Source organism: Nesterenkonia sp. E16_10 (assembly GCF_017347085.1).
Classification (GTDB): domain Bacteria; phylum Actinomycetota; class Actinomycetes; order Actinomycetales; family Micrococcaceae; genus Nesterenkonia.
Genome location: NZ_JADPSA010000039.1, coordinates 34371 through 52231 on the forward strand (window position 1 = coordinate 34371; position 17861 = coordinate 52231).

Annotated in this window: 20 protein-coding genes; 13 read left to right on the plus strand and 7 right to left on the minus strand. The window is 68.9% G+C overall.

From position 1 onward, the window contains the following. Positions 1-87 precede the first annotated feature (87 nt). Positions 88-891, plus strand: coding sequence for an alpha/beta fold hydrolase (locus I2487_RS12645; protein WP_207170092.1), 804 nt, complete (start codon positions 88-90; stop codon positions 889-891). 14 nt (positions 892-905) lie between these two features. Continuing rightward, entirely contained in the window at positions 906-1634 is a 729-nt protein-coding gene (locus I2487_RS12650; RefSeq protein WP_207170093.1) for an esterase/lipase family protein, read from the plus strand. A gap of 113 nt (positions 1635-1747) precedes the next feature. Here I2487_RS12650 and I2487_RS12655 read toward each other — a convergent pair whose 3' ends face one another. From I2487_RS12655 to I2487_RS12670, 4 genes are read right to left on the minus strand one after another with little or no spacing between them, the layout of a single operon-like run. Continuing rightward, the gene (locus I2487_RS12655) at positions 1748-3517 is read right to left on the minus strand and encodes an ABC transporter ATP-binding protein (protein ID WP_218624153.1); all 1770 of its coding nucleotides are present in this window, start codon (positions 3515-3517) and stop codon (positions 1748-1750) included. Continuing rightward, the gene (locus I2487_RS12660) at positions 3517-4560 is read right to left on the minus strand and encodes an ABC transporter permease (protein WP_207170094.1); all 1044 of its coding nucleotides are present in this window, start codon (positions 4558-4560) and stop codon (positions 3517-3519) included. Before I2487_RS12660 ends, I2487_RS12655 begins: the two co-directional genes overlap by 1 nt. A 2-nt stretch (positions 4561-4562) precedes the next feature. Next, positions 4563-5639: an ABC transporter permease gene (locus I2487_RS12665; RefSeq protein ID WP_518523727.1), complete on the minus strand. Its 1077-nt coding sequence runs from the start codon at positions 5637-5639 to the stop codon at positions 4563-4565. 41 nt (positions 5640-5680) lie between these two features. Continuing rightward, on the minus strand, positions 5681-7321 hold the full coding sequence (locus I2487_RS12670; RefSeq protein ID WP_207170095.1) for an ABC transporter substrate-binding protein: 1641 nt from the start codon (positions 7319-7321) through the stop codon (positions 5681-5683). A gap of 241 nt (positions 7322-7562) precedes the next feature. On the opposite strand from I2487_RS12670, the gene I2487_RS12675 reads away from it, so the two are divergent. Further along, positions 7563-8627 carry a 2,3-butanediol dehydrogenase gene (locus I2487_RS12675; protein ID WP_207170096.1) on the plus strand — a complete coding sequence of 355 codons (1065 nt, stop codon included), beginning with the start codon at positions 7563-7565 and terminating at the stop codon, positions 8625-8627. A 61-nt stretch (positions 8628-8688) separates the two neighbouring features. Beyond that, the gene (locus I2487_RS12680; protein ID WP_207170097.1) at positions 8689-9369 is read left to right on the plus strand and encodes a haloacid dehalogenase type II; all 681 of its coding nucleotides are present in this window, start codon (positions 8689-8691) and stop codon (positions 9367-9369) included. A 24-nt stretch (positions 9370-9393) separates the two neighbouring features. Here I2487_RS12680 and I2487_RS12685 read toward each other — a convergent pair whose 3' ends face one another. Beyond that, a complete protein-coding gene (locus tag I2487_RS12685; protein ID WP_207170098.1) occupies positions 9394-10119 on the minus strand; it encodes a class I SAM-dependent methyltransferase in 726 nt (241 codons plus the stop codon). Between the two features lie 151 nt (positions 10120-10270). Here I2487_RS12685 and I2487_RS12690 point away from each other — a divergent pair, with 151 nt between their 5' ends. The 3 genes from I2487_RS12690 to I2487_RS12700 all read left to right on the plus strand — a co-directional run bounded on the left by I2487_RS12690 (position 10271) and on the right by I2487_RS12700 (position 11457). Further along, positions 10271-10672, plus strand: coding sequence for a YunG family protein (locus tag I2487_RS12690; protein WP_207170099.1), 402 nt, complete (start codon positions 10271-10273; stop codon positions 10670-10672). Positions 10673-10814: 142 nt separating this feature from the next. Beyond that, on the plus strand, positions 10815-11192 hold the full coding sequence (locus I2487_RS12695; RefSeq protein WP_207170100.1) for a P-loop NTPase family protein: 378 nt from the start codon (positions 10815-10817) through the stop codon (positions 11190-11192). A 10-nt stretch (positions 11193-11202) separates the two neighbouring features. Beyond that, positions 11203-11457 (plus strand): hypothetical protein, encoded by a 255-nt coding sequence (locus I2487_RS12700; protein ID WP_207170101.1) that lies wholly within the window; start codon positions 11203-11205, stop codon positions 11455-11457. Here I2487_RS12700 and I2487_RS12705 read toward each other — a convergent pair. Then, positions 11446-11946 carry an NUDIX domain-containing protein gene (locus I2487_RS12705; protein ID WP_207170102.1) on the minus strand — a complete coding sequence of 167 codons (501 nt, stop codon included), beginning with the start codon at positions 11944-11946 and terminating at the stop codon, positions 11446-11448. The genes I2487_RS12700 and I2487_RS12705 overlap by 12 nt on opposite strands. Before the next feature lie 194 nt (positions 11947-12140). Between I2487_RS12705 and I2487_RS12710 the strand changes: the two genes are divergently transcribed. From I2487_RS12710 to I2487_RS12730, 5 genes are all read left to right on the plus strand, one after another. Then, the gene (locus I2487_RS12710) at positions 12141-12998 is read left to right on the plus strand and encodes an SDR family oxidoreductase (RefSeq protein ID WP_207170103.1); all 858 of its coding nucleotides are present in this window, start codon (positions 12141-12143) and stop codon (positions 12996-12998) included. Between the two features lie 31 nt (positions 12999-13029). Continuing rightward, positions 13030-13590 (plus strand): mycothiol transferase, encoded by a 561-nt coding sequence (locus I2487_RS12715; RefSeq protein WP_207170104.1) that lies wholly within the window; start codon positions 13030-13032, stop codon positions 13588-13590. A 94-nt stretch (positions 13591-13684) separates the two neighbouring features. Next, complete coding sequence (locus tag I2487_RS12720; protein ID WP_207170105.1) at positions 13685-14767, plus strand: type III polyketide synthase; 1083 nt, start codon at positions 13685-13687, stop codon at positions 14765-14767. Positions 14768-14770: 3 nt separating this feature from the next. After that, complete coding sequence (locus tag I2487_RS12725; protein WP_345941431.1) at positions 14771-15514, plus strand: methyltransferase domain-containing protein; 744 nt, start codon at positions 14771-14773, stop codon at positions 15512-15514. After that, on the plus strand, positions 15507-16649 hold the full coding sequence (locus I2487_RS12730; RefSeq protein WP_207170106.1) for an FAD-dependent monooxygenase: 1143 nt from the start codon (positions 15507-15509) through the stop codon (positions 16647-16649). Before I2487_RS12725 ends, I2487_RS12730 begins: the two co-directional genes overlap by 8 nt. A gap of 8 nt (positions 16650-16657) precedes the next feature. Here I2487_RS12730 and I2487_RS12735 read toward each other — a convergent pair whose 3' ends face one another. Further along, positions 16658-17509: a UbiA family prenyltransferase gene (locus I2487_RS12735; protein ID WP_255546356.1), complete on the minus strand. Its 852-nt coding sequence runs from the start codon at positions 17507-17509 to the stop codon at positions 16658-16660. 41 nt (positions 17510-17550) lie between these two features. Here I2487_RS12735 and I2487_RS15565 point away from each other — a divergent pair, with 41 nt between their 5' ends. Beyond that, positions 17551-17757, plus strand: coding sequence for a DoxX family protein (locus I2487_RS15565; protein ID WP_255546357.1), 207 nt, complete (start codon positions 17551-17553; stop codon positions 17755-17757). Positions 17758-17861: the final 104 nt, after the last annotated feature.

Here is a 17861-nt window from a genome sequence, read left to right on the forward strand (position 1 = left end):
AGGGCCCGACGTCGATACGATGGTTCCCCTGGGGCCCGCGGCGCAGTGCTAGCCCCAGGGTTCATTCATCGGCTCGAGAAGAGGCTCATGGTCCAGAGAGACGCACCTGGTGTGGGGCCGCACACCCGGCGGCTGCAGGTCGGCGAGCACGCCGTGGACGTGCGTGGCACCTTCACCGCCCAGCGCCCACCGATCCTGCTGGTGCACGGACTGGGGATGTCTGGCGAGTACTTCCTGCCGCTTGCCGAGGTGCTCAGAGCCACCCACGATGTCTACGCGGTGGATCTGCCCGGCTATGGCAAGACCCCCAACCCGGACCGCGCACTGAGCATCTCGGAGCTCAGCGAGGTGGTCGCCGGGGTGGCCATCACCCTGGAGCTGGACCGCCCCGTCGTCGTCGGGCATTCGATGGGGTGCCAGATCACCGCTGAGACCGTCGCCACGCACCCCGAGCTGTATGCCGGATTTGTGCTGATCGGACCCACCACGGATCCGGCCGCACGCAGCTTCCTGGGCCAGAGCTCACGGCTGATGCGAGACACCCTGCGCGAACCTCCGCGCAACAACGTGATCGTGTTCCGCAACTACCTGCGGATGGGCCCGCTGCGCTACCTCGACACCGTGCGGCACATGCTCAGCCACCGGATCGAGGAGACCATCCAACACTGCACGGTCCCCGGGCTCGTGGTCCGTGGCAAGCGGGATCCCATCGCCACGGTCCAGTGGGCGCAACAGCTGGCGGAGCTCGCCCCGGACGCGAGCCTGGTGGAGATCCCCGATGCTCCGCACGCGCTGCAGATCAACCGGGCGCAGGAGCTCGCCTCGGCGTGCGCCCCGTTCTTGGCAGCGCTCGACGGCGAGCGCCCGGACCCGCGGTCGATGCCCGCATGATGCGAGGCCCGGGCATGGAGATGGCTACTTCCGGCACACAGGGCCGCCTGCGGGTGGCCTCGGAGCTCGGCCTCAACCTCGCCGCCTGGGGCCGTGACTACATCTATGCGCTGCGTCGGCAGGCTTCCGGGCTGCGGGGCGGGCCGGATCCGCAGGCCTACCGTCAGCCCGAGTCGCAGAAGCCCGCGGTGCTGCTGCTGCCGGGGATCTATGAGACCTGGTCCTTCATGCTCCCGGTGGCCGATGTGCTGCGCGAAGCGGGCTACGACGTGCACGCCGTGGTGGACCTGGGCTACAACGGCGGCACCATCGAAGACATGGCGGGCCTGGTGGAGGGACACATCCGGCGGGAAGGCATCGGACGCTGCGTGCTGGTGGCGCACAGCAAGGGCGGACTCATCGGGAAGCTGCTGCTCACCCGGCACATCGACACCGACCTGATCCTCGGACTGGTCACCCTGAACACCCCCTTCGAGGGGTCCCCGCTGGCCCGGCTGCTGCCGCTTCCGGCGCTCCGGCTCTTCCTGCCGCGTTCCCCGGAACTCGCCGAGCTCGGTGCCAGCCTGGAGGTGAACCGCCGGATCGTGTCCATCTACGGTCGATTCGATCCGCATATCCCCGGTGGAAGCCACCTCGAGGCCGCGCATAATGTGCAGCTGGGCAGTCGCGGGCACTTTCTGCCCCTGGGCAAGGCCCAGGTGCATGAGGCGATCCTCGAGGGAGTCGAGCAGCTCGGGGACTGAGCTCCCCGAGGCCAGCGCTCCGAGGCCAGCACCCCGAGGCCACCCGCCCTGCAGAGTGGTCGCGGTGACCCTCGACAGCTGTGAGGCCGGCACGGTTGCGGCACCCGATCGGACTAGACCGGCTGGGGCTGTCCGTCCTCTGCGGCCCGGTGCGCGGCCAGCGCCTCTCGGCGCTGCTTCTGCTCCACCGGGTCCGGCACCGGCACCGAGGCCAGCAGCCGCTGGGTGTAGGGATGCTGTGGATCGGTCAGCACCTGCTCCCCGGTGCCATGCTCGACGAGCTCGCCGCGGTAGAGCACCCCGATGTGATCGGCGAGCATGCCCACCACTGCCAGGTCGTGGCTGATGAACAGGGTCGCGAAGCCGAGGCGCTCCTGCAGCTCGCTGAAGACCTCCAGGACCCGGGCCTGCACCGAGACGTCCAGGGCCGAGGTGGGCTCATCGGCCACCAGCAGCTCAGGGTCCAGGGCCAGTGCTCGCGCCAGGCTGGCGCGCTGACGCTGCCCGCCGGAGAGCTCGTGCGGGTAGCGCTGGCCGTAGTGGGTGGGTAGGTGGACGGCGTCGAGCAGCGCCTGCACCTTCGCCTTCGCGCCCGCGGCGTCCTGGGCCTGGTCATGGATCAGCAGCGGCTCGGCGATCGCCTCGCCCACCGTGAGCAGCGGGTTGAAGCTCGTGGCGGGGTCTTGAAACACGAACCCCACGCGGGAGCGCAGCGGCCGGAAGGCACGCTCCTTGAAGCCGACCATCTCGTGCCCGAGCACGCTGAGCGAGCCACCGGTGGCGCGCGTCAATCCCACGATGGCGCGGCCGATGGTGGTCTTGCCGGACCCGGACTCCCCCACCAGTCCGAGCACCTCACCCGGGGCGATGGTGAAGTTCACGTTCTTGACCGCGTGGAAACCGGGGCGGCCCAGTCGACCTGGATAGACGATCTGCAGGTCCCGCGCCTGGACCACCGCGGCAGCCGGCGCCTCCGAGGGCGCCCCCGCCGCACCAGCCGACAGCTCCTCCGCCGTCGTCCTGGTCGACCTGGCCCCCGGCTTCCGGTAGCTGGTGAGGGCGCCGAGCCGCGGCACCGCACCCAGCAGGTGCTGGGTGTACTCGTGCTGAGGGTCTGCGAACAGCTCCCTGGCGTCGGCCTCCTCGACCACCTCGCCGCGATACATGACCGCGACGCGGTCGGCGAGGTCCGCCACGACTCCCATGTTGTGGGTGATCAGCACGATGGCGCAGCCGAAGTCGTCGCGCACCCGGCGCAGCAGATCCAGGATCTCGGCTTGCACGGTGACATCGAGCGCGGTGGTGGGCTCATCGGCGACGATGACCTTCGATCCCAGGGCCAGCGCCATGGCGATCACGATGCGCTGCTTCTGTCCGCCGGAGAACTGATGCGGGTACTGGTTCACCCGGCTCTGGGGATCGGGTATCCCGACGGTGCCGAGGATCTCGATGGCCCGGGCTCGGGCCTTTTTCCGGGAGTATTCGCCGTGGGCCCGCAGACCTTCAGCGATCTGCCACCCCACGGTGAACACCGGGTTCAGCGCCGTGGAGGGCTCCTGGAAGACCATGGCGACGTCGCGGCCGCGGACCTGACGCAGCTCCGCGGCAGAGAGTTGGACGACGTCGTGGCCTGCGAGCACCACGGCGCCCGAGACGGTCGCGTTGTCCGGCAGCAGACCCAGGATGGACTTGGCGGTGACGGTCTTGCCCGAGCCGGACTCTCCCACGATCGCGAGCACCTCGCCGGGCTGCACATGAAGGTTGACCCCCTCCACGGCGCGGACGGGTTCGGCGTCGGTGGTGAAGCTGATCCGCAGGTCACGGATCTCCACGGCTGGCTGCACCGCGGCGTCGGGCTGGGTGTGGTTCTGCACAACAGTCATCACGCAGCTCCCTTCATGGCTGTGGCGGTCTTGCGGGGAAGCCGGGCGGGCCGGCGACGCATCCGCAGCCGTGGGTCGGAGAGGTCGTTGAGCGACTCCCCGACCAGAGTGATGCCCAGCACCAGCAGCACGATGGCGGCACCGGGGAACACCCCGGTCCACCAGATCCCTCCGGCGACGTCGGAGATGGCGCGGTTGAGGTCATAGCCCCATTCCGCGGCCGCGGTGGGGTTGATGCCGAAGCCGAGGAAGCCCAGCCCGGCCAGGGTCAGGATCGCCTCGGAGGCGTTGAGCGTGATGATCAGCGGCAGCGACCGGGTGGCGTTGCGCAGCACATGCCGCGAGAGGATCCGCGGGGTGGAGGCACCGAGCACCCTCGCCGATTCTACGAAGGGTTCAGACTTCAGCCGCACCGTCTCGGCGCGGACCACCCGGAAGTACTGCGGCACGAAGACCACGGTGATCGAGAGCGCGGCCGCCAGGATCCCGCTGAGGAATCCCGACTCCCCGCCGGAGATCACGATGGACACCACGATCGCCAGCAGCAGCGAGGGGAAGGCGTAGATGGCGTCGGCGATGGTCACCAGGATTCGGTCGAGCCAGCCGCCGAGGTAGCCCGAGATCAGGCCGAGCCCGATGCCGAGGAAGATCGAGGCCAGAACCGCGAGCAGCACGGTCAGCACCGCGGTCTGCGCTCCCCAGACCACCCGGGAGAACACGTCGTAGCCGCCCACCGTGGTGCCCCACCAGAACTGCGCCGAGGGGGCGCCCTGGCGGGGGAAGTTGCCCTCGGCGTCGGAGAGCTGGTTGAAGCCGTAGGGCGCGATCAGCGGCGCGAACACCGCCATGAGGATGAACATGGCGCAGAGCACCAGCCCGGCGATCAGCATGCCGCGCTGCAGCCCGACGCTGCGGCGCAGCTGCCAGATCACCGGCAGTCGCTTCCAGCGCGGCTCACGCTGCGCGGCCTCGCCGTGGGCCACGGGGTCGGCCACCGGCTCCGGAGTGGAGACCGCAGGGGCGCCGTTGGTGGGGACGCTCATTCTCAGTACCTCACTCTCGGGTCGATCAGGGCCGCGATGACGTCCACCGCGAAGTTCGTGAGGGCCACGATCACGGCGAGCAGCGCCACGATTCCCTGGACCGCCACGAAGTCGCGGGCACCGAGGTACTGGGCCAGCTGGAATCCCAGTCCGCGCCAGCCGAAGGCGGTCTCGGTGAGGATCGCGCCGCCGAGCATCAGCGCGATCTGCATGCCCATCACCGTGATGATCGGGATCAGCGCCGGCTTATAGGCGTGCTTGCGCAGCAGCCGGCCTTCCCGCACCCCGCGGGAGCGCGCGGCGTCGACGTAGTCCATCGAGAGTGTGCCGATGAGGTTGGTCCGGACCAGCCGCAGGAAGACCCCTGCGGTGAGCAGCCCCAGGGCCACGGCGGGCAGCACGGCGTGGGAGAGCACGTCGGAGATGAGGTCCCAGCGTCCGGTGCGCAGCGCATCGATGATGTTGATCCCTGAGGAGCCGGAGATCCGGTCCAGCACCAGCTGGGTGTCGGTGCTGGCTCGGCCTCCCAGCGGGAACCAGCCCAGCCAGACCGAGAACACCAGCTTCAGCAGCAGCGCGGCGAAGAACACCGGGGTGGCGTAGCAGAGGATCGCGAAGATGCGCAGCGCGGCATCCGGGATCTGGTCGCGGTGGTAGGCGGCGAAGCGGCCCAGCGGGATGCCCACCACCAGGGCCACCACCAGGGCGTAGAAGACCAGCTCCAGGGTGCCCGTGCCGTAGGTGACCAGGATTTCGCTGATCTCGCGATTATCGGTCAGGGTGCGGCCGAAGTCTCCGGTGAAGATCTGACCGATGTATTCGAAGTACTGCACCAGCACCGGCCGGTCGTAGCCGGCTTCGGCCAGCCGAGCCGCGAGCTGATCCGGGGTCAGTCGTCCGCCGACCGAGGCGGAGATCGGGTCCCCGACCACCCGCATGAGGAAGAAGACCAGCGTCACCAGGATGAACACGGTGGGGATGATCAACAGGAATCGCACCAGGATATAGCGGCCCAGACCGCCGCCGCCGGAGCTCTTTCCGGCAGCGGCGATCGGGGCGGTTCGTTCAGCGATGGTCACGCTGGTCCTCTTCTCTCAGGCTCTCTCGATGGTCCGGGGACTCAGCGGGACAGCGGGGCGTAGCGGAATTTGAACGAGGCATCCAAGGTGACGCCGTTGATGTCATTGCCCGAGACCGCGACCTGGGCGCCCTGGAGGTAGGGCAGCGTGGAGAGATCCTCCGCCACCAGCTCCTGAGCCTCTTCGATCAGCGCGGTGCGCTCCGCCTCATCCGCGGTGCTGGTCTGCTCCAGGATCGTGTCCTGGACCTCGGTGTTGGAGTACCCGTTGACCAGGAAGTTGTCCTCCTGGAAGAACGGGGAGAGGTAGTTGTCGGCATCCGAGTAGTCCGGGAACCAGCCCAGCTGGTAGGCCGGGTAGACGCCTTCGACGCGCTCGGCGTTATAGGTGTCCCAAAGGGTGGACTGCAGGTTCACCTCGAAGAGACCGTCGGCCTCGAGCTGGCTCTCGATCATGGCGTACTCCTCATCGGAGGAGTTGCCATAGTGGTCCGGGCTGTACTGCAGGTTCAGCTCCACGGGGGTCTCGACCCCGGCGTCTTCCAGCACCGAGGCTGCGGCCTCGGCGTCCGGACCGCCCTCGCCGTCGCCGTACATCTCCAGCAGCGGCTCGACGGCGCCGGTCAGTCCCTCGGGCACGTAGGAGTACAGCGGGGTGTAGGTGCCCTGATAGATCTCCTCGCTCAAGGCTTCGCGGTCCAGCAGGTTCGCCGCGGCCTGGCGGACGGCCAGGGCCTGCGCCTCGTCGGCGTCCTCGGTCTCGGCGCCGAACGGCTGGGTGTTGAAGTCGAAGACGATGTAGCGGATCTCCCCGCCTGGGCCGTCATGGACGGTGACGTTCTCGTCCTCACGCAGGTCCCCGAGGTCCGTGGGGCTCAGGTTGCGGAAGGCGAGGTCGATGTCGCCCTGCTGCACGGCGAGCTTCAGCTGAGTCTCCTCCGTGAAGTACTGAGCGGTGACGACGTCGGTCTCTGCCGGTTCCAGCAGGCCGTCATAGTCCTCGAATGCCTGGTATCGGATCAGCTCGTTCTCGGTGTAATCCGTGATCGTGTACTGCCCGGCGAACGCGTTGCCCTCCACGATGTCCTCGGAGGAGCTGAGCTCGGTGGCGGAGAAGACCTCCTCATCCACGATCGGCCCCACGGGGGAGGAGAGGATCTGCGGGAAGGTCTGATCGTCTTCGCTGTTGAGCGTGAAGACGACGGTCAGGTCGTCGGGCGCCTCGACGCTGTCGAGGTTATAGAGCAGCGAGGAGGGACCGTTGGGATCAGCGATCTCCAGCTGGCGGTCGAAGCTGAACTTCACGTCCGAAGAGGTCAGCTCATTGCCGTTGGCGAAGGTCAGGCCCTCCTTCAGCGTCACCGTGTACTCGGTGGGGCCGGTGAACTCGGCGGACTCGGCGATATCCGGCTCGACGTCCGGGCTGCCGTAGGGGGTGTTCAGCAGGAAGGGATAGACCTGGTTCTGGACCGAGAAGGAGCCGTTGTCATAGGACCCGGCCGGATCGAGGGAGGTCACGACGTCGGTGGTGCCGACAGAGATGCTGCCGCCCCCGCCGTCCTCCTCGGAGTTTCCTCCGCCATCGATGTTCTCGGTGTCTGCGCATGATGCCAGCACCAGCGCGAGGGATGCGGTGAGGCCGACCGCGCTGAAGGCGCGGCGCCGCTGTCCGGTTAATGCCATGTGTTCACGTCCTTGACAGAGGGACGGTCAACGGCAGGGCTGCCGCGACCGGGGTCGCGGCGAATCGTCGTGCCCGAGGGACAGTGAAGCACAGAACGATCACGAATCCTGTGAGGAGCTGCACTTTCTTTTCCGATGCAGAAGAGTTTTCCTGCGCGAAACCTGGTGCTCTGCCAGGGTCTGAGGAGTAGTCTTCGAGAGTCTCGACCCCGCTCGGCTCAGCCCTCAGGAGACCCTCGCCATGCGCGCAGCACGCTACTACGACCGCAAAGACATCCGCATCGAGGAGATCGAGGAGCCCACGCTGAAGCCAGGACACGTGGCCATCGACGTCGCCTGGTGCGGCATCTGCGGCACCGATCTCCACGAGTACCTCGAAGGCCCGATCTTCATCCCGGCCCACGGACACCCGCACCCGATCTCGGGCGAGTCCGCCCCGGTCACGCTCGGACATGAGTTCTCCGGAACCGTCACCGAGGTCGCCGAGGACGTGACGGACCTCGCCCCCGGCCAGAAGGTGGTGGTCGAGCCTTACATCATCCGCGAGGACGTCGAGGCCAGGCCCGGGGTCGACTATCAGCTCTCTAAGGATATGAACTTCATCGGCCTCGGCGGCCGAGGCGGCGGGCTCAGCGAGAAGATCGTGGTCGAGCGGCGCTGGGTCCACCCCATCGCGGACCATGTCGCGCTCGATCACGCCGCGCTGATCGAGCCTCTGGCCGTGGGCCACCACGCCTTCGTCCGGTCCGGCGCCAAGACTGGTGACATCGCGATCGTCGGCGGTGCGGGCCCCATCGGGCTGCTCACCGCCGCGGTGCTCAAGGCCGAAGGGCTCACGGTCTTCATCTCCGAGCTCTCCGAGGCTCGCAAGGCCAAGGCCCGGGAGACCGGCGTCGCCGATGAGGTCTTCGACCCCCGCGAGGTCGACGTCGCCGAAGAGGTGCGCCGCCGCACCGACGGCCGGGGCGCCGACGTCGGCTTCGAATGCTCCTCGGTCCCGGTGGTCCTGGACATGCTCCTGGATGCGGTGCGGCCCGCCGGAGTCATCGTCAACGTCTCGATCTGGGGGCACAAGCCCGAGGTCGACATGCCGAAGCTGGTGCTCAAGGAAATCGCGCTGGTGGGCACCATCGGCTACTCCAACGACCACCAACGCGTGATCAAACTGGTGGAGGAGGGCAAGATCGACCTCGGTCCGTTCATCACCGGCAGGATCGGCCTCGACGGACTGGTCTCCGAAGGTTTCGAGCAGCTGATCACCAACAACGAGGCCCACGTCAAGATCATCGTCGACCCGCGGGCCTGACCCCGGAGGCTCGGCCTGGAGGCCGGGCACTGGGAGCACCGCCCGTGGTAGGAAGAGAGCCATGACGACTCCGCCGCCCGTGGTGCTCTTCGATGTCAACGAGACGCTCTCCGACATGGGCCCGCTCGCCGCCGCGTTCGACGCCTCGGGACTGCCTGCCACGGTCGCCCCATTGTGGTTCGCGGAGGTGCTCCGTGACGGATTCGCGCTGACCGCCACCGGAGAGAATCCGGATTTCGGGGCGCTCGCTGGGGACACCCTGAGGCGCCACCTGGCGGCGACCCCTGGAGCGCGAGACCAGGACGAGGCGGTGGAGCGCATTCTGGGGGTCTTCACCAGCCTTGAGCTTCACCCCGACGTCGCGCCGGGCGTTGCCGCGCTGAGCCGGACCGCCGAGCTGGTCACGCTGAGCAACGGCTCGGCGGCTATCGCGGAATCGCTGCTCGCTCGCGGCGGCGTGCGCGAGCACTTCTCAAGGTGCCTCAGCGTCGCCGAGGCACCGCTGTGGAAGCCCGCCGGGGAGGCCTACGAGTACGCCGCCCAGCAGACCGGGCGACGCGTCGATGAGCTGATGCTGGTCGCAGTGCACCCCTGGGACATCCACGGCGCCGCCACAGCGGGGCTTCGCACCGCATGGATCAACCGGACCGGGGCCGCGTACCCGAGCTATTTCAGGACTGCGGAGATCGAGGTCGAGCACCTGGTGGGTCTCGCAGAGATCCTCGCGGGCGTCGAAGGGTAAGCGCCGAGACCCCGCCCCGAGCCGCTAAGTTCGAGCCCCTGAATACGAGCCCTCGGTCGGTGCCTGGAGCACGAAGAACATGAAACAGATGAAGGACCGTCCGACCAGCGGTGGCGGAATCAGCTCGAGCGGCGTGTCGGGATCATAGGGTGGCTCGGACACCGAGGCGATGTCGAAGCCGGCTTCTGTGAAGGCGGACGTGATGGCGGGCAGGGGTCGGTGCCAGTACGTCAGCGTCGCCTCCTGGCCTGCGAAGGTGAACTCATCAGAGAACTGGGTGGTCGCGAAGTAGTCGGCCTTCGGGTGGTTGAGCATATAGGCGTAGGGGTGGTTGACCGAGAGGATCAGCCGCCCTCCGGGCTTGAGCACGCGGTGCAGCTCCGCCAGGGGCGCCGCCCAGTCCTCGAGGTAGTGCAGCACCAGGGAGCCGACCACGTCGTCGAAGGAGTCGTCCGGGTCGGGCAGGGGCTCGCCGAGGTCTGCCACACGCAGGTCGACGTCGTCCCCCAGACGCTGCCTCGCGATCTCCACCATCTCCGGGCTCAGATCGAACCCGACGACGTCGGCGCCACCCTCGATCAGCGCGGCGGCGAGCGGCCCGGATCCACAGCCGGCGTCGAGCACTCGGCGCCCCTTGACGTCACCGGCCAGATCGATCATCGCGGGGCGCTCGTAGTGCCCGTTCACGAAATTGGATTCATTGTCCGCCGCATAGGCTGCGGCGAAGCTGTCGTAGGGCGCTGTCTGCATTGCACGGACTCCATTCATAGGCACGGCATTCGAAATCCCTGCTTCGCCCATTCCAGCACGTTCAACACTAGATTCCACGCAAAAACACTCATTCGTGTTTCAAATAATGGCACGACCAATCCCGCAGTGAATGGTCGGATACGCTGACGGAATGGCTCACACTTTGAAGGACATCGAGCAGGCGTTCCGAGCATCCTGGGGCGCCGACACGACGTGCCTGGCCCCCAGCAGTCTCCCCGCGTGGGGCCCCGACAACCCTGCGCATGGGCAGTGTGGACCTACGGCTCTTGTCCTCCAGGACCTCCTCGGTGGCGAACTGCTGATCGCCGATGTCAGCGCAGGCGACGGATCAGGCGCCGGATCAGGCGCCGTCCACTACTGGAACAAGCTGCTGGGCGGACTTGAGGTTGACCTCACCTGCGAACAGTTCTCGAGCCACCACATCGTGGGGGAACCGCGCGTCGTCGTCCGGCCCCCGGAGGGCCCGCGTGCCCACATCGGCGAATACCAGCTGCTTCGCCGACGGGTGTTTTCGGCGCTCAACCTGGGCTGAAACCTCGAACTGGGCGGACCGCACCGGAACGAGTATGTGCGAGAGGGCGGGAAATCTGAATCTTCGGCACCTAGCTGGATCAATCGGTGAGCGGCCTACTCGGAATGCGGGGCCGCCCGAGAAGTACACCCGAGGGAGACGCGTGATCACCGCCGAGCGTCTCAGAGTCGCGCTCGATGGCGTCGAGCTGCGCGCTGCGGTGAGCTTCGGTGTCGGCTCAGGGGATGCGCTGGCGGTGACCGGGCCCAATGATTCAGGAAAGACCCCGCTGCCGAGCGTCCTCGCGTGGCCTCCCCGGCCTGAGCCGGGGTCGCTGACCAGCACCGCCTCCTTGGGTGTCCTCCTGGTCGTGATGCGGGCCTACGACATCGCCAAGGGCTTCATCCCCCTCTTGATGAACCCCGCTCCAAGCCCCGCCGGAGATCCTTCTGGACTGTTCGTCCTCACCCGCACGAGACGCAGAGCCCGCGTCCTCGAAGCTGGAACCCCGGGCGTTGAAACCGTGGAGCACCAGCAATAGCCTCAATGACATGAAGCCACGCAGAGGAAATCTCAGGCACATGCTCTTCGGGGATCGCCGTGATCAGCGGATCGCGATCCGGGAGGCAGGTTTCACCGACGACGCCGAGGCTGCAACCTGGGCAGGTGGGGTGCTCCACCAGGCGCAGATCAGCCCCTCGGAGAAGCTGCACGCGATGGCCGCGCTGCGTCGTCGGCGCCCCGATCTGACGCTGGCGACCACGAAGTACATCTTGCATCAGGCACAGCTGCGCTCAATCGACTGAACCGAGAAGGTGCCGTGCCGCAAAGGCCCGAGCACTGTCCGGACTTTCCCCGCCTTCAAGGATCTCTTCCCGGGTGAACCAGCGGGCGACGTCGACCTCGGTCTCATGTGGCTGCAAGGGACCCGAGTCGGCGGCGATCAGCAGGTACATGAGGTCCATGTGGATGTGCTCGATGTCCTTGGCGGAGGCCGGGATCAGCTGCGCAGCCGTGGCGAACGGAGTGGGCAGCTGGGCTTCCGTCGTACCGTTGAGCCCCAGGTCCAGGTCAGGCTCCCCGGCGTGGTGAGCGTGCGCACCGGTCTCCTCCCGAACCTCCCGCAGGACGGTGTCTCCGGGGAACTCGTCCGGGTCCACATGGCCTCCGGGCGGCAGCCAACGGCCCAGGCCGCGGTGATAGATCATCAGCAGGCGCGTACGGCTGGAGTTCACCACATACCCCGTTGCGGTGAACTGCTTCTTCATTCCGACCGCATGGCTGATCAGTCCCACAGTGCCCCTTCCTCTGACGGCATCCTCCGAATCAGCCTATCGACGGCAGGCGAGCCCGTGAATGCCTACACATGGGGCCTCACTGAAAGCGGCCCGGCACAGGGACTTCAGGGCCGTTGTCGGGAAGCGATCACCTCCCCGCACGGTTGACCCAGGCAGGCACCACCATGGCGCCCAGACCTGGAGGAGAAGTCATGAGCATCGTCGTCACCGGAGCCACCGGACACCTGGGCCGCCAGGTCGTCGAGCAGCTGCTGGCCCGCGGAGCCACCCCCGCCGGCATCCTCGCCGGAGGCCGCAACCCCGAGGCGCTCCACGAGCTCGCCGCCCTGGGGGTGCGCACCGCACGCATCGATTACAACGACCCGGCCACCCTCGAGGCCGCGTTCGCTGACGCGGAGAAGGTCCTGCTGATCTCAGGCACCGAGGTCGGCCAGCGCGTCCCGCAGCACCATGCGGTCATCGAGGCCGCCCAGCGGGTCAATGCCACTGTGGTCTACACCAGCGCCCCGAAGGCCTCCACCTCCGCCCTGGTACTCGCGCCCGAGCACAAGGCCACCGAGGAGCTCCTCGAAGCCTCCGGGCTGACCCACACGGTGCTGCGCAACAGCTGGTACACCGAGAACTACGACGAGACCATCCACCAGGGCGTCGCCACCGGCGCCCTGCTCACCAGCACCGGGACGGGCCGGATCGCGAGCGCCCCACGCCGGGACTACGCCGAGGCCGCCGCCGTCGTGCTGCTCTCCAAGGAGCACGACGGCGCCGTCCTTGAACTCGCCGGAGATGCGCCGTGGACCTTTGAGGAGCTGGCCGCGACCATCACGGAGGTCTCCGGACGCGAGGTGCGCGTGGAGCAGCTCTCCACCGAGGAGCACCTCGCCGCGCTGACCAGCTTCGGCCTGGACGCGGGCACCGCAGGGTTCATCACGGCCCTGGACGCGAACATCGCCGAAGGGCTGCTCGCCGACTCCGACGGCACGCTCGCCCGCCTCATCGGCCGTCCGACGACGACGCTCACCGAACACGTCCGCACCCTCCTCGCCGAATAGCCCTTCCGCCCTCGAAGAACAGGTGATCACCATGAGCAGCATCGAGATTCTCCAAGACATCGCGCGCCGCCCCCTCGAGGAGGCACAGGCGCTGCGCCCCGCACTGACGCCCGGGCTGCTCAACGCGCACCCGCAGCACCACAACTCCATCGCCTGGCTGCTCTGGCACTCGGCCCGAGAGATCGATGAACAGCTCGCCAGCCTCTCCGGAGCAGAGACGGTGTGGACGGCGCAGGGCTTCGCGGAGCGGTTCGGCCTGAACCTGACGGACCACGAGATGGGATTCGGCCACACCGGCACCGAGGCGCGGCGGATCCGGGCCGATGACCCGGAACTGCTGCTGGAGCATCTGCGCGCCGTCGGCGAGGCTCAGCTGTCCTACCTGGAGTCGCTGGACGACGCGGACCTCGAGCAGATCGTCGATCCCCAGTGGGACCCGCCGGTGACCCGGGCGGCGCGGCTCATCAGCATCTCGCTGGACGCGGTGGCGCATATCGCCCAGGCCACCTACATCATCGGGATGGATCCTGTCGCGTTCGAGGAGCCCCTGACACAAGAGGATCATCAGGATCAGGCCCAAGAGCCCCGGTGAGTCCTCGTCCGGCCAACGGCGCCGGGCGGAGACTTCCTGGTCTTCTGCGCGGCCTCTGCGGCGGAGAGGCTCGTCACCATGGTTTAGTGGTGACATGCCCGCGCGCATCCTCTCCATCGGCACGGCACTTCCGGCAACCTCGGTGCCCCAGCAAGATCTGCGCGCCTTCTTCGCAGACCAGCCCGACGCCACCCGGTTGACCCGCCGGCTCATCGGGGCCGCCTTCGACGCCGCCGGCATCGAGACCAGGCACTCGGCGCTCACCGGCCTGGGCGGCACCCCGGACGGGGTCTTCGTCGGGGAAGGCAACACGCTGCTCTCGCCCACCACCGGGACCCGCAACGAGCTCTACCGGCAGAGCGCCCCAGAACTGGCGACCGAGGCCGGGCGCCGCGCCCTGACCGAGGCGGAACTGGCACCGAGCCAGGTGACCCATGTCGTGACCGTCTCCTGCACCGGGTTCTTCGCACCGGGCCTGGACTTCCGGCTGATCCGTGACCTCGGCCTGCCACCGACCGTGGAACGCAGCCACCTGGGATTCATGGGCTGCGCGGCCGCACTGCCGGCGCTGCGCACCGCCTCCCAGATCACCGCCGCGCAGCCCGAGGCCGTGGTGCTGGTGGTCTGCGTGGAGCTGTGCTCGCTGCATATCCGCGAGGCCTCGGACGCCGAACAGATCGTCGCCGCCTCGGTCTTCGCCGACGGCGCCGCCGCGGCAGTGGTCACCGCCGACGAGAACCTCGGCACCCCCGGTGGGATCACCCTGGAACGGTTCGGCACCGCCCTGACCAATGAGGGCGAATCGGACATGGTCTGGACCATCGGGGACCACGGGTTCAACATGCGGCTCTCCGCCGAGGTGCCCAGGATCATCGGCCGGGAGATCCGCGCCGCCGTCGACCGCTTCCTCGGGGATCAGCCGGCGCCCGCCCGGTGGGCGGTCCACCCGGGGGGCCGCAGCGTCCTGGACCGGGTGGAGGCGGGACTTCGGCTTGAGCCCACCGCCCTGGACGCCTCCCGCGCGGTGCTGCGCGATCACGGCAACATGTCCAGCGCCACCATCCTGTTCATCCTGCGCCAGCTCCTCACCGACCCCACGGTCAGCGGCCGCATCGCCGCGCTGGCCTTCGGGCCCGGGCTGACGGTGGAATCCGCGCTGCTGCACAAGACCCGGTGACCCGTGAGCCCGGTCAACCTCTCCGCCCGCGATGAGCAGCTCCGCGAGCTCATGGACGACCCCGACTGCGACCCGGTCCGCCTGGACGCCACCCTGCGCCGCTTCCACCTGGTCAACCGGCTGATCTCCGGCTGGGACCAGGTCTACCGGACCCGGCTGCGCCCGGCGCTGCTGGACCGGCAGCGGCCCGCCCGAGTGCTGGACCTGGGCTCCGGGGGCGGGGATGTGGTCACCCGCCTGGCGCAGCTGGCCGCCCGCGACGGGCTGCGCGTGGAGTGGACCGGGGCAGATCCAGATCCGCGTGCCCACGAGGCCGCCCAGAACACTCAGAACACCCAGAACGACCGGAAGCACCGCACCGGCGCTCGCCAGCCTCCCCCGGTCAGGTTCCTCTGCGCCGATGCCGGCGCCCTGCTGGAGGCGGGCGAGAGCTTCGACGTCGTGCTGTCCAACCACGTGCTCCACCACCTGGACGCCCCCGGCCTGCTCGACTTCACCGAATCCTCCCGGCGGCTCTGCACCGGCACCGTGCTGCACAGCGACATCGCCCGAGGCCGGCTCGCCTACGGCCTCTACGCCGTCGGGATCACCCCGCTGGCGCCCGGGACCTTCCTGCGCACCGACGGACTGCGCTCGATCCGGCGCAGCTACCAGCAGGAGGAGCTCGCCACCGCCCTGGGCGACGGCTGGACCGTGACCTCCCCCGCACCGTTCCGGCTGATCGCGGAAGCGCCCGGCCGTGGCTGAGGTGATCGTGATCGGCGCCGGCCCGGTGGGACTGCTGCTGGGCGGCCTGCTCCGCCGTGCCGGTGTGGATGTGGAGATCCTGGAACAGCGCGAACACGGCAGCGCAGACAGCCGTGCCATCGGGATCCACGCCCCGGTGCTCGCCGCCCTGGAGGACTCCGGGCTGACCGCGCGGCTGCTGGAGCAGGCGGTGCAGGTGACCCGTGGGGAAGCCCGCGCGCAGGGGAATCTGCTCGGCGTCGTGCGCTTTGATCGGCTCAGCACCCGTTTCCCCTTCGTCGCGACGCTGCCGCAGTCCGGCACCGAGGCCGCGCTCGCCCACCACGCCCCGGCTCCGCAGCGCGGCATCGCCGTCAGCGCGCTGCGCCCCGAGTCTGACCACGTCGAGCTCGACACCAGCTCCGGAACCCGCCGGGCCCCGCTGGTGGTGCTGGCCGGAGGCCCGCGCTCCCGCGAGCTGGTCTACCGGTCCCCGGTGGCGCACAGCTACCCGGACCGGTACCTGATGACCGACGTCGAGGCGCCGGGTGCCCAGGGCCGGGGGACGCAGATGCCGGCCCGGCAGGACGCGCACACCGCCCTGGTCCACCTCGAGCCCTCCGGAGTGGTCGAGTCCTTCCCGCTTCCCGGGGGACGACGCCGGTTCGTCGCCTGGGACTCCGGGGTCACCTCCGAAGATCCGGCATCCCAGCGTGACCGGATGGCACGCACCCTGGCCGCACACGGCCAGCCGCTCACCGGGGCGGTCAGCGGCTTCGGGGTGCGCCGATTCGTCGCCCCGGCGCTGCGCCGTCACCGGCTGCTGGTCATCGGAGACGCCGCCCACGAGGTCAGTCCGATCGGGGGCCAGGGCATGAACCTGGGACTGCTCGACGCCGCGACCCTGGCCCCGCTGCTCACCGACTGGGTGACCACCGGCACCGAACCGGAGGCGCAGCTGCGGCATTGGGAGCGCACCCGGCTGGGCTCGGCCCGCCGGGCCGCGCAGCTGGCGGCGCTGAACACTCGGCTCGGCCGGCCGCTCCCACCCGCGAGGGACTCCGCCCGCCGGAACGGGGTGCGGCTGATGCTCGGTCCGGGGTCGGGAAGGCTCTTCGCCCACGCCTATGCCATGGGTCTCGACGCCGAGGCTTGAGCCTCACCTCAGCCGGCCAGGGAGCCTCCGGCGACCACCAGCTGCGCGGCGAGCAGCAGCGCCGCCAACATCACCAGCCGGAAGAGCACCCGCCCAGATCGGGCCCGGATCGAGAGGACCAGAGCGAGCAGCGCCACGGCGCTGACCAGGACGAAGAACACCCAGGAGACCGCCGGGACCGCCTCGAATCGCCACCCGGCGGCACCGGCGGTGACCGCGATCCCGCCGCTGAGCACCGCCGCGGCGGCCAGCGCCGCCGCGGGCCGGGCACCGAGCCGGTGCGGCAGGCCGGTGATGCCGGTGCGGGCGTCGTCGTCGAGGTCCGGCAAGACATTGGTGAGATGGATCGCGGCGCCCAGGGCGGCGCCGGCGAACCAGGCCCAGGGGGCGGCAACCCCCGGATCCGTGCCCGCCAGGGTCGCGAAGGAGGGGAACAGTCCGAAGGCGAGCAGGAACGGGGCCAGCGAGAACACGGTGGCCTTGAGCCCCGCGTTATAGATCCAGGACGCCGCCAGGAACACCGCATGCGCGCCGAGCAGTCCGAGCCCCAGCGGGGCGGAGAGCGCCAGTGCGAGCACCAGAGCACCGATCGCGGCGATCCAGGCGGTGCGCAGGCTGAGATCGCCGCGCGCGATCGGCTTGTCGCGGCGCCCGACGGCGCGGTCGCGCTCGGCGTCGAAGGCGTCGTTGGAGATGCCCACCGAGAGCTGGCCGAGGAACACCGCGAACCCCAGCAGTGCGATCCGCTCCACGCCGAGTCCGGCCGAGACCGCGAGCGCTGCGGTGAGAACGGTCACCACGACGGTGGGTCCGGGATGAGAGGATCCCCACAGGCCTCGAGTCACGCTCAGGATCGTCATCACGCCAGTCTCTCACCTCGATATCCCACCCCGGAGGACCCATGAACAGCACCTCGCGCGCAGCGTCGATGGCCACACTGCTCGGTGTCGCCGGGACCATGCATTTCCTGCGACCGGCGCCCTTCGACGCCATCGTGCCGCCCCAGCTGGGCAACCGCCGGCGGATCACCTACGCCAGCGGTGTGGCCGAGCTGGGCTGCGCGGCCCTGCTGGCGGTCCCGGCGACCCGGCGAACCTCTATTCGGTGAAGCGATACTGGCACCGGCCCACGGTGCGCAACATCGCGCTCGCGCGGCTCCCGCTGCAGCTGCCGCTCATCCGCGGCGGCTTCAGGATCGCGCGAGGCGGGTAG

Coding starts and splice junctions, on each gene's coding strand:
- I2487_RS12645 (WP_207170092.1), top strand. CDS start 88: ATGGTCCAGAGAGACGCACCTGGTGTGGGGCCGCACACCCGGCGGCTG.
- I2487_RS12650 (WP_207170093.1), top strand. CDS start 906: ATGGAGATGGCTACTTCCGGCACACAGGGCCGCCTGCGGGTGGCCTCG.
- I2487_RS12655 (WP_218624153.1), bottom strand. CDS start 3,517: ATGACTGTTGTGCAGAACCACACCCAGCCCGACGCCGCGGTGCAGCCA.
- I2487_RS12660 (WP_207170094.1), bottom strand. CDS start 4,560: ATGAGCGTCCCCACCAACGGCGCCCCTGCGGTCTCCACTCCGGAGCCG.
- I2487_RS12670 (WP_207170095.1), bottom strand. CDS start 7,321: ATGGCATTAACCGGACAGCGGCGCCGCGCCTTCAGCGCGGTCGGCCTC.
- I2487_RS12675 (WP_207170096.1), top strand. CDS start 7,563: ATGCGCGCAGCACGCTACTACGACCGCAAAGACATCCGCATCGAGGAG.
- I2487_RS12680 (WP_207170097.1), top strand. CDS start 8,689: ATGACGACTCCGCCGCCCGTGGTGCTCTTCGATGTCAACGAGACGCTC.
- I2487_RS12685 (WP_207170098.1), bottom strand. CDS start 10,119: ATGCAGACAGCGCCCTACGACAGCTTCGCCGCAGCCTATGCGGCGGAC.
- I2487_RS12690 (WP_207170099.1), top strand. CDS start 10,271: ATGGCTCACACTTTGAAGGACATCGAGCAGGCGTTCCGAGCATCCTGG.
- I2487_RS12700 (WP_207170101.1), top strand. CDS start 11,203: ATGAAGCCACGCAGAGGAAATCTCAGGCACATGCTCTTCGGGGATCGC.
- I2487_RS12710 (WP_207170103.1), top strand. CDS start 12,141: ATGAGCATCGTCGTCACCGGAGCCACCGGACACCTGGGCCGCCAGGTC.
- I2487_RS12715 (WP_207170104.1), top strand. CDS start 13,030: ATGAGCAGCATCGAGATTCTCCAAGACATCGCGCGCCGCCCCCTCGAG.
- I2487_RS12720 (WP_207170105.1), top strand. CDS start 13,685: ATGCCCGCGCGCATCCTCTCCATCGGCACGGCACTTCCGGCAACCTCG.
- I2487_RS12735 (WP_255546356.1), bottom strand. CDS start 17,509: ATGACGATCCTGAGCGTGACTCGAGGCCTGTGGGGATCCTCTCATCCC.
- I2487_RS15565 (WP_255546357.1), top strand. CDS start 17,551: ATGAACAGCACCTCGCGCGCAGCGTCGATGGCCACACTGCTCGGTGTC.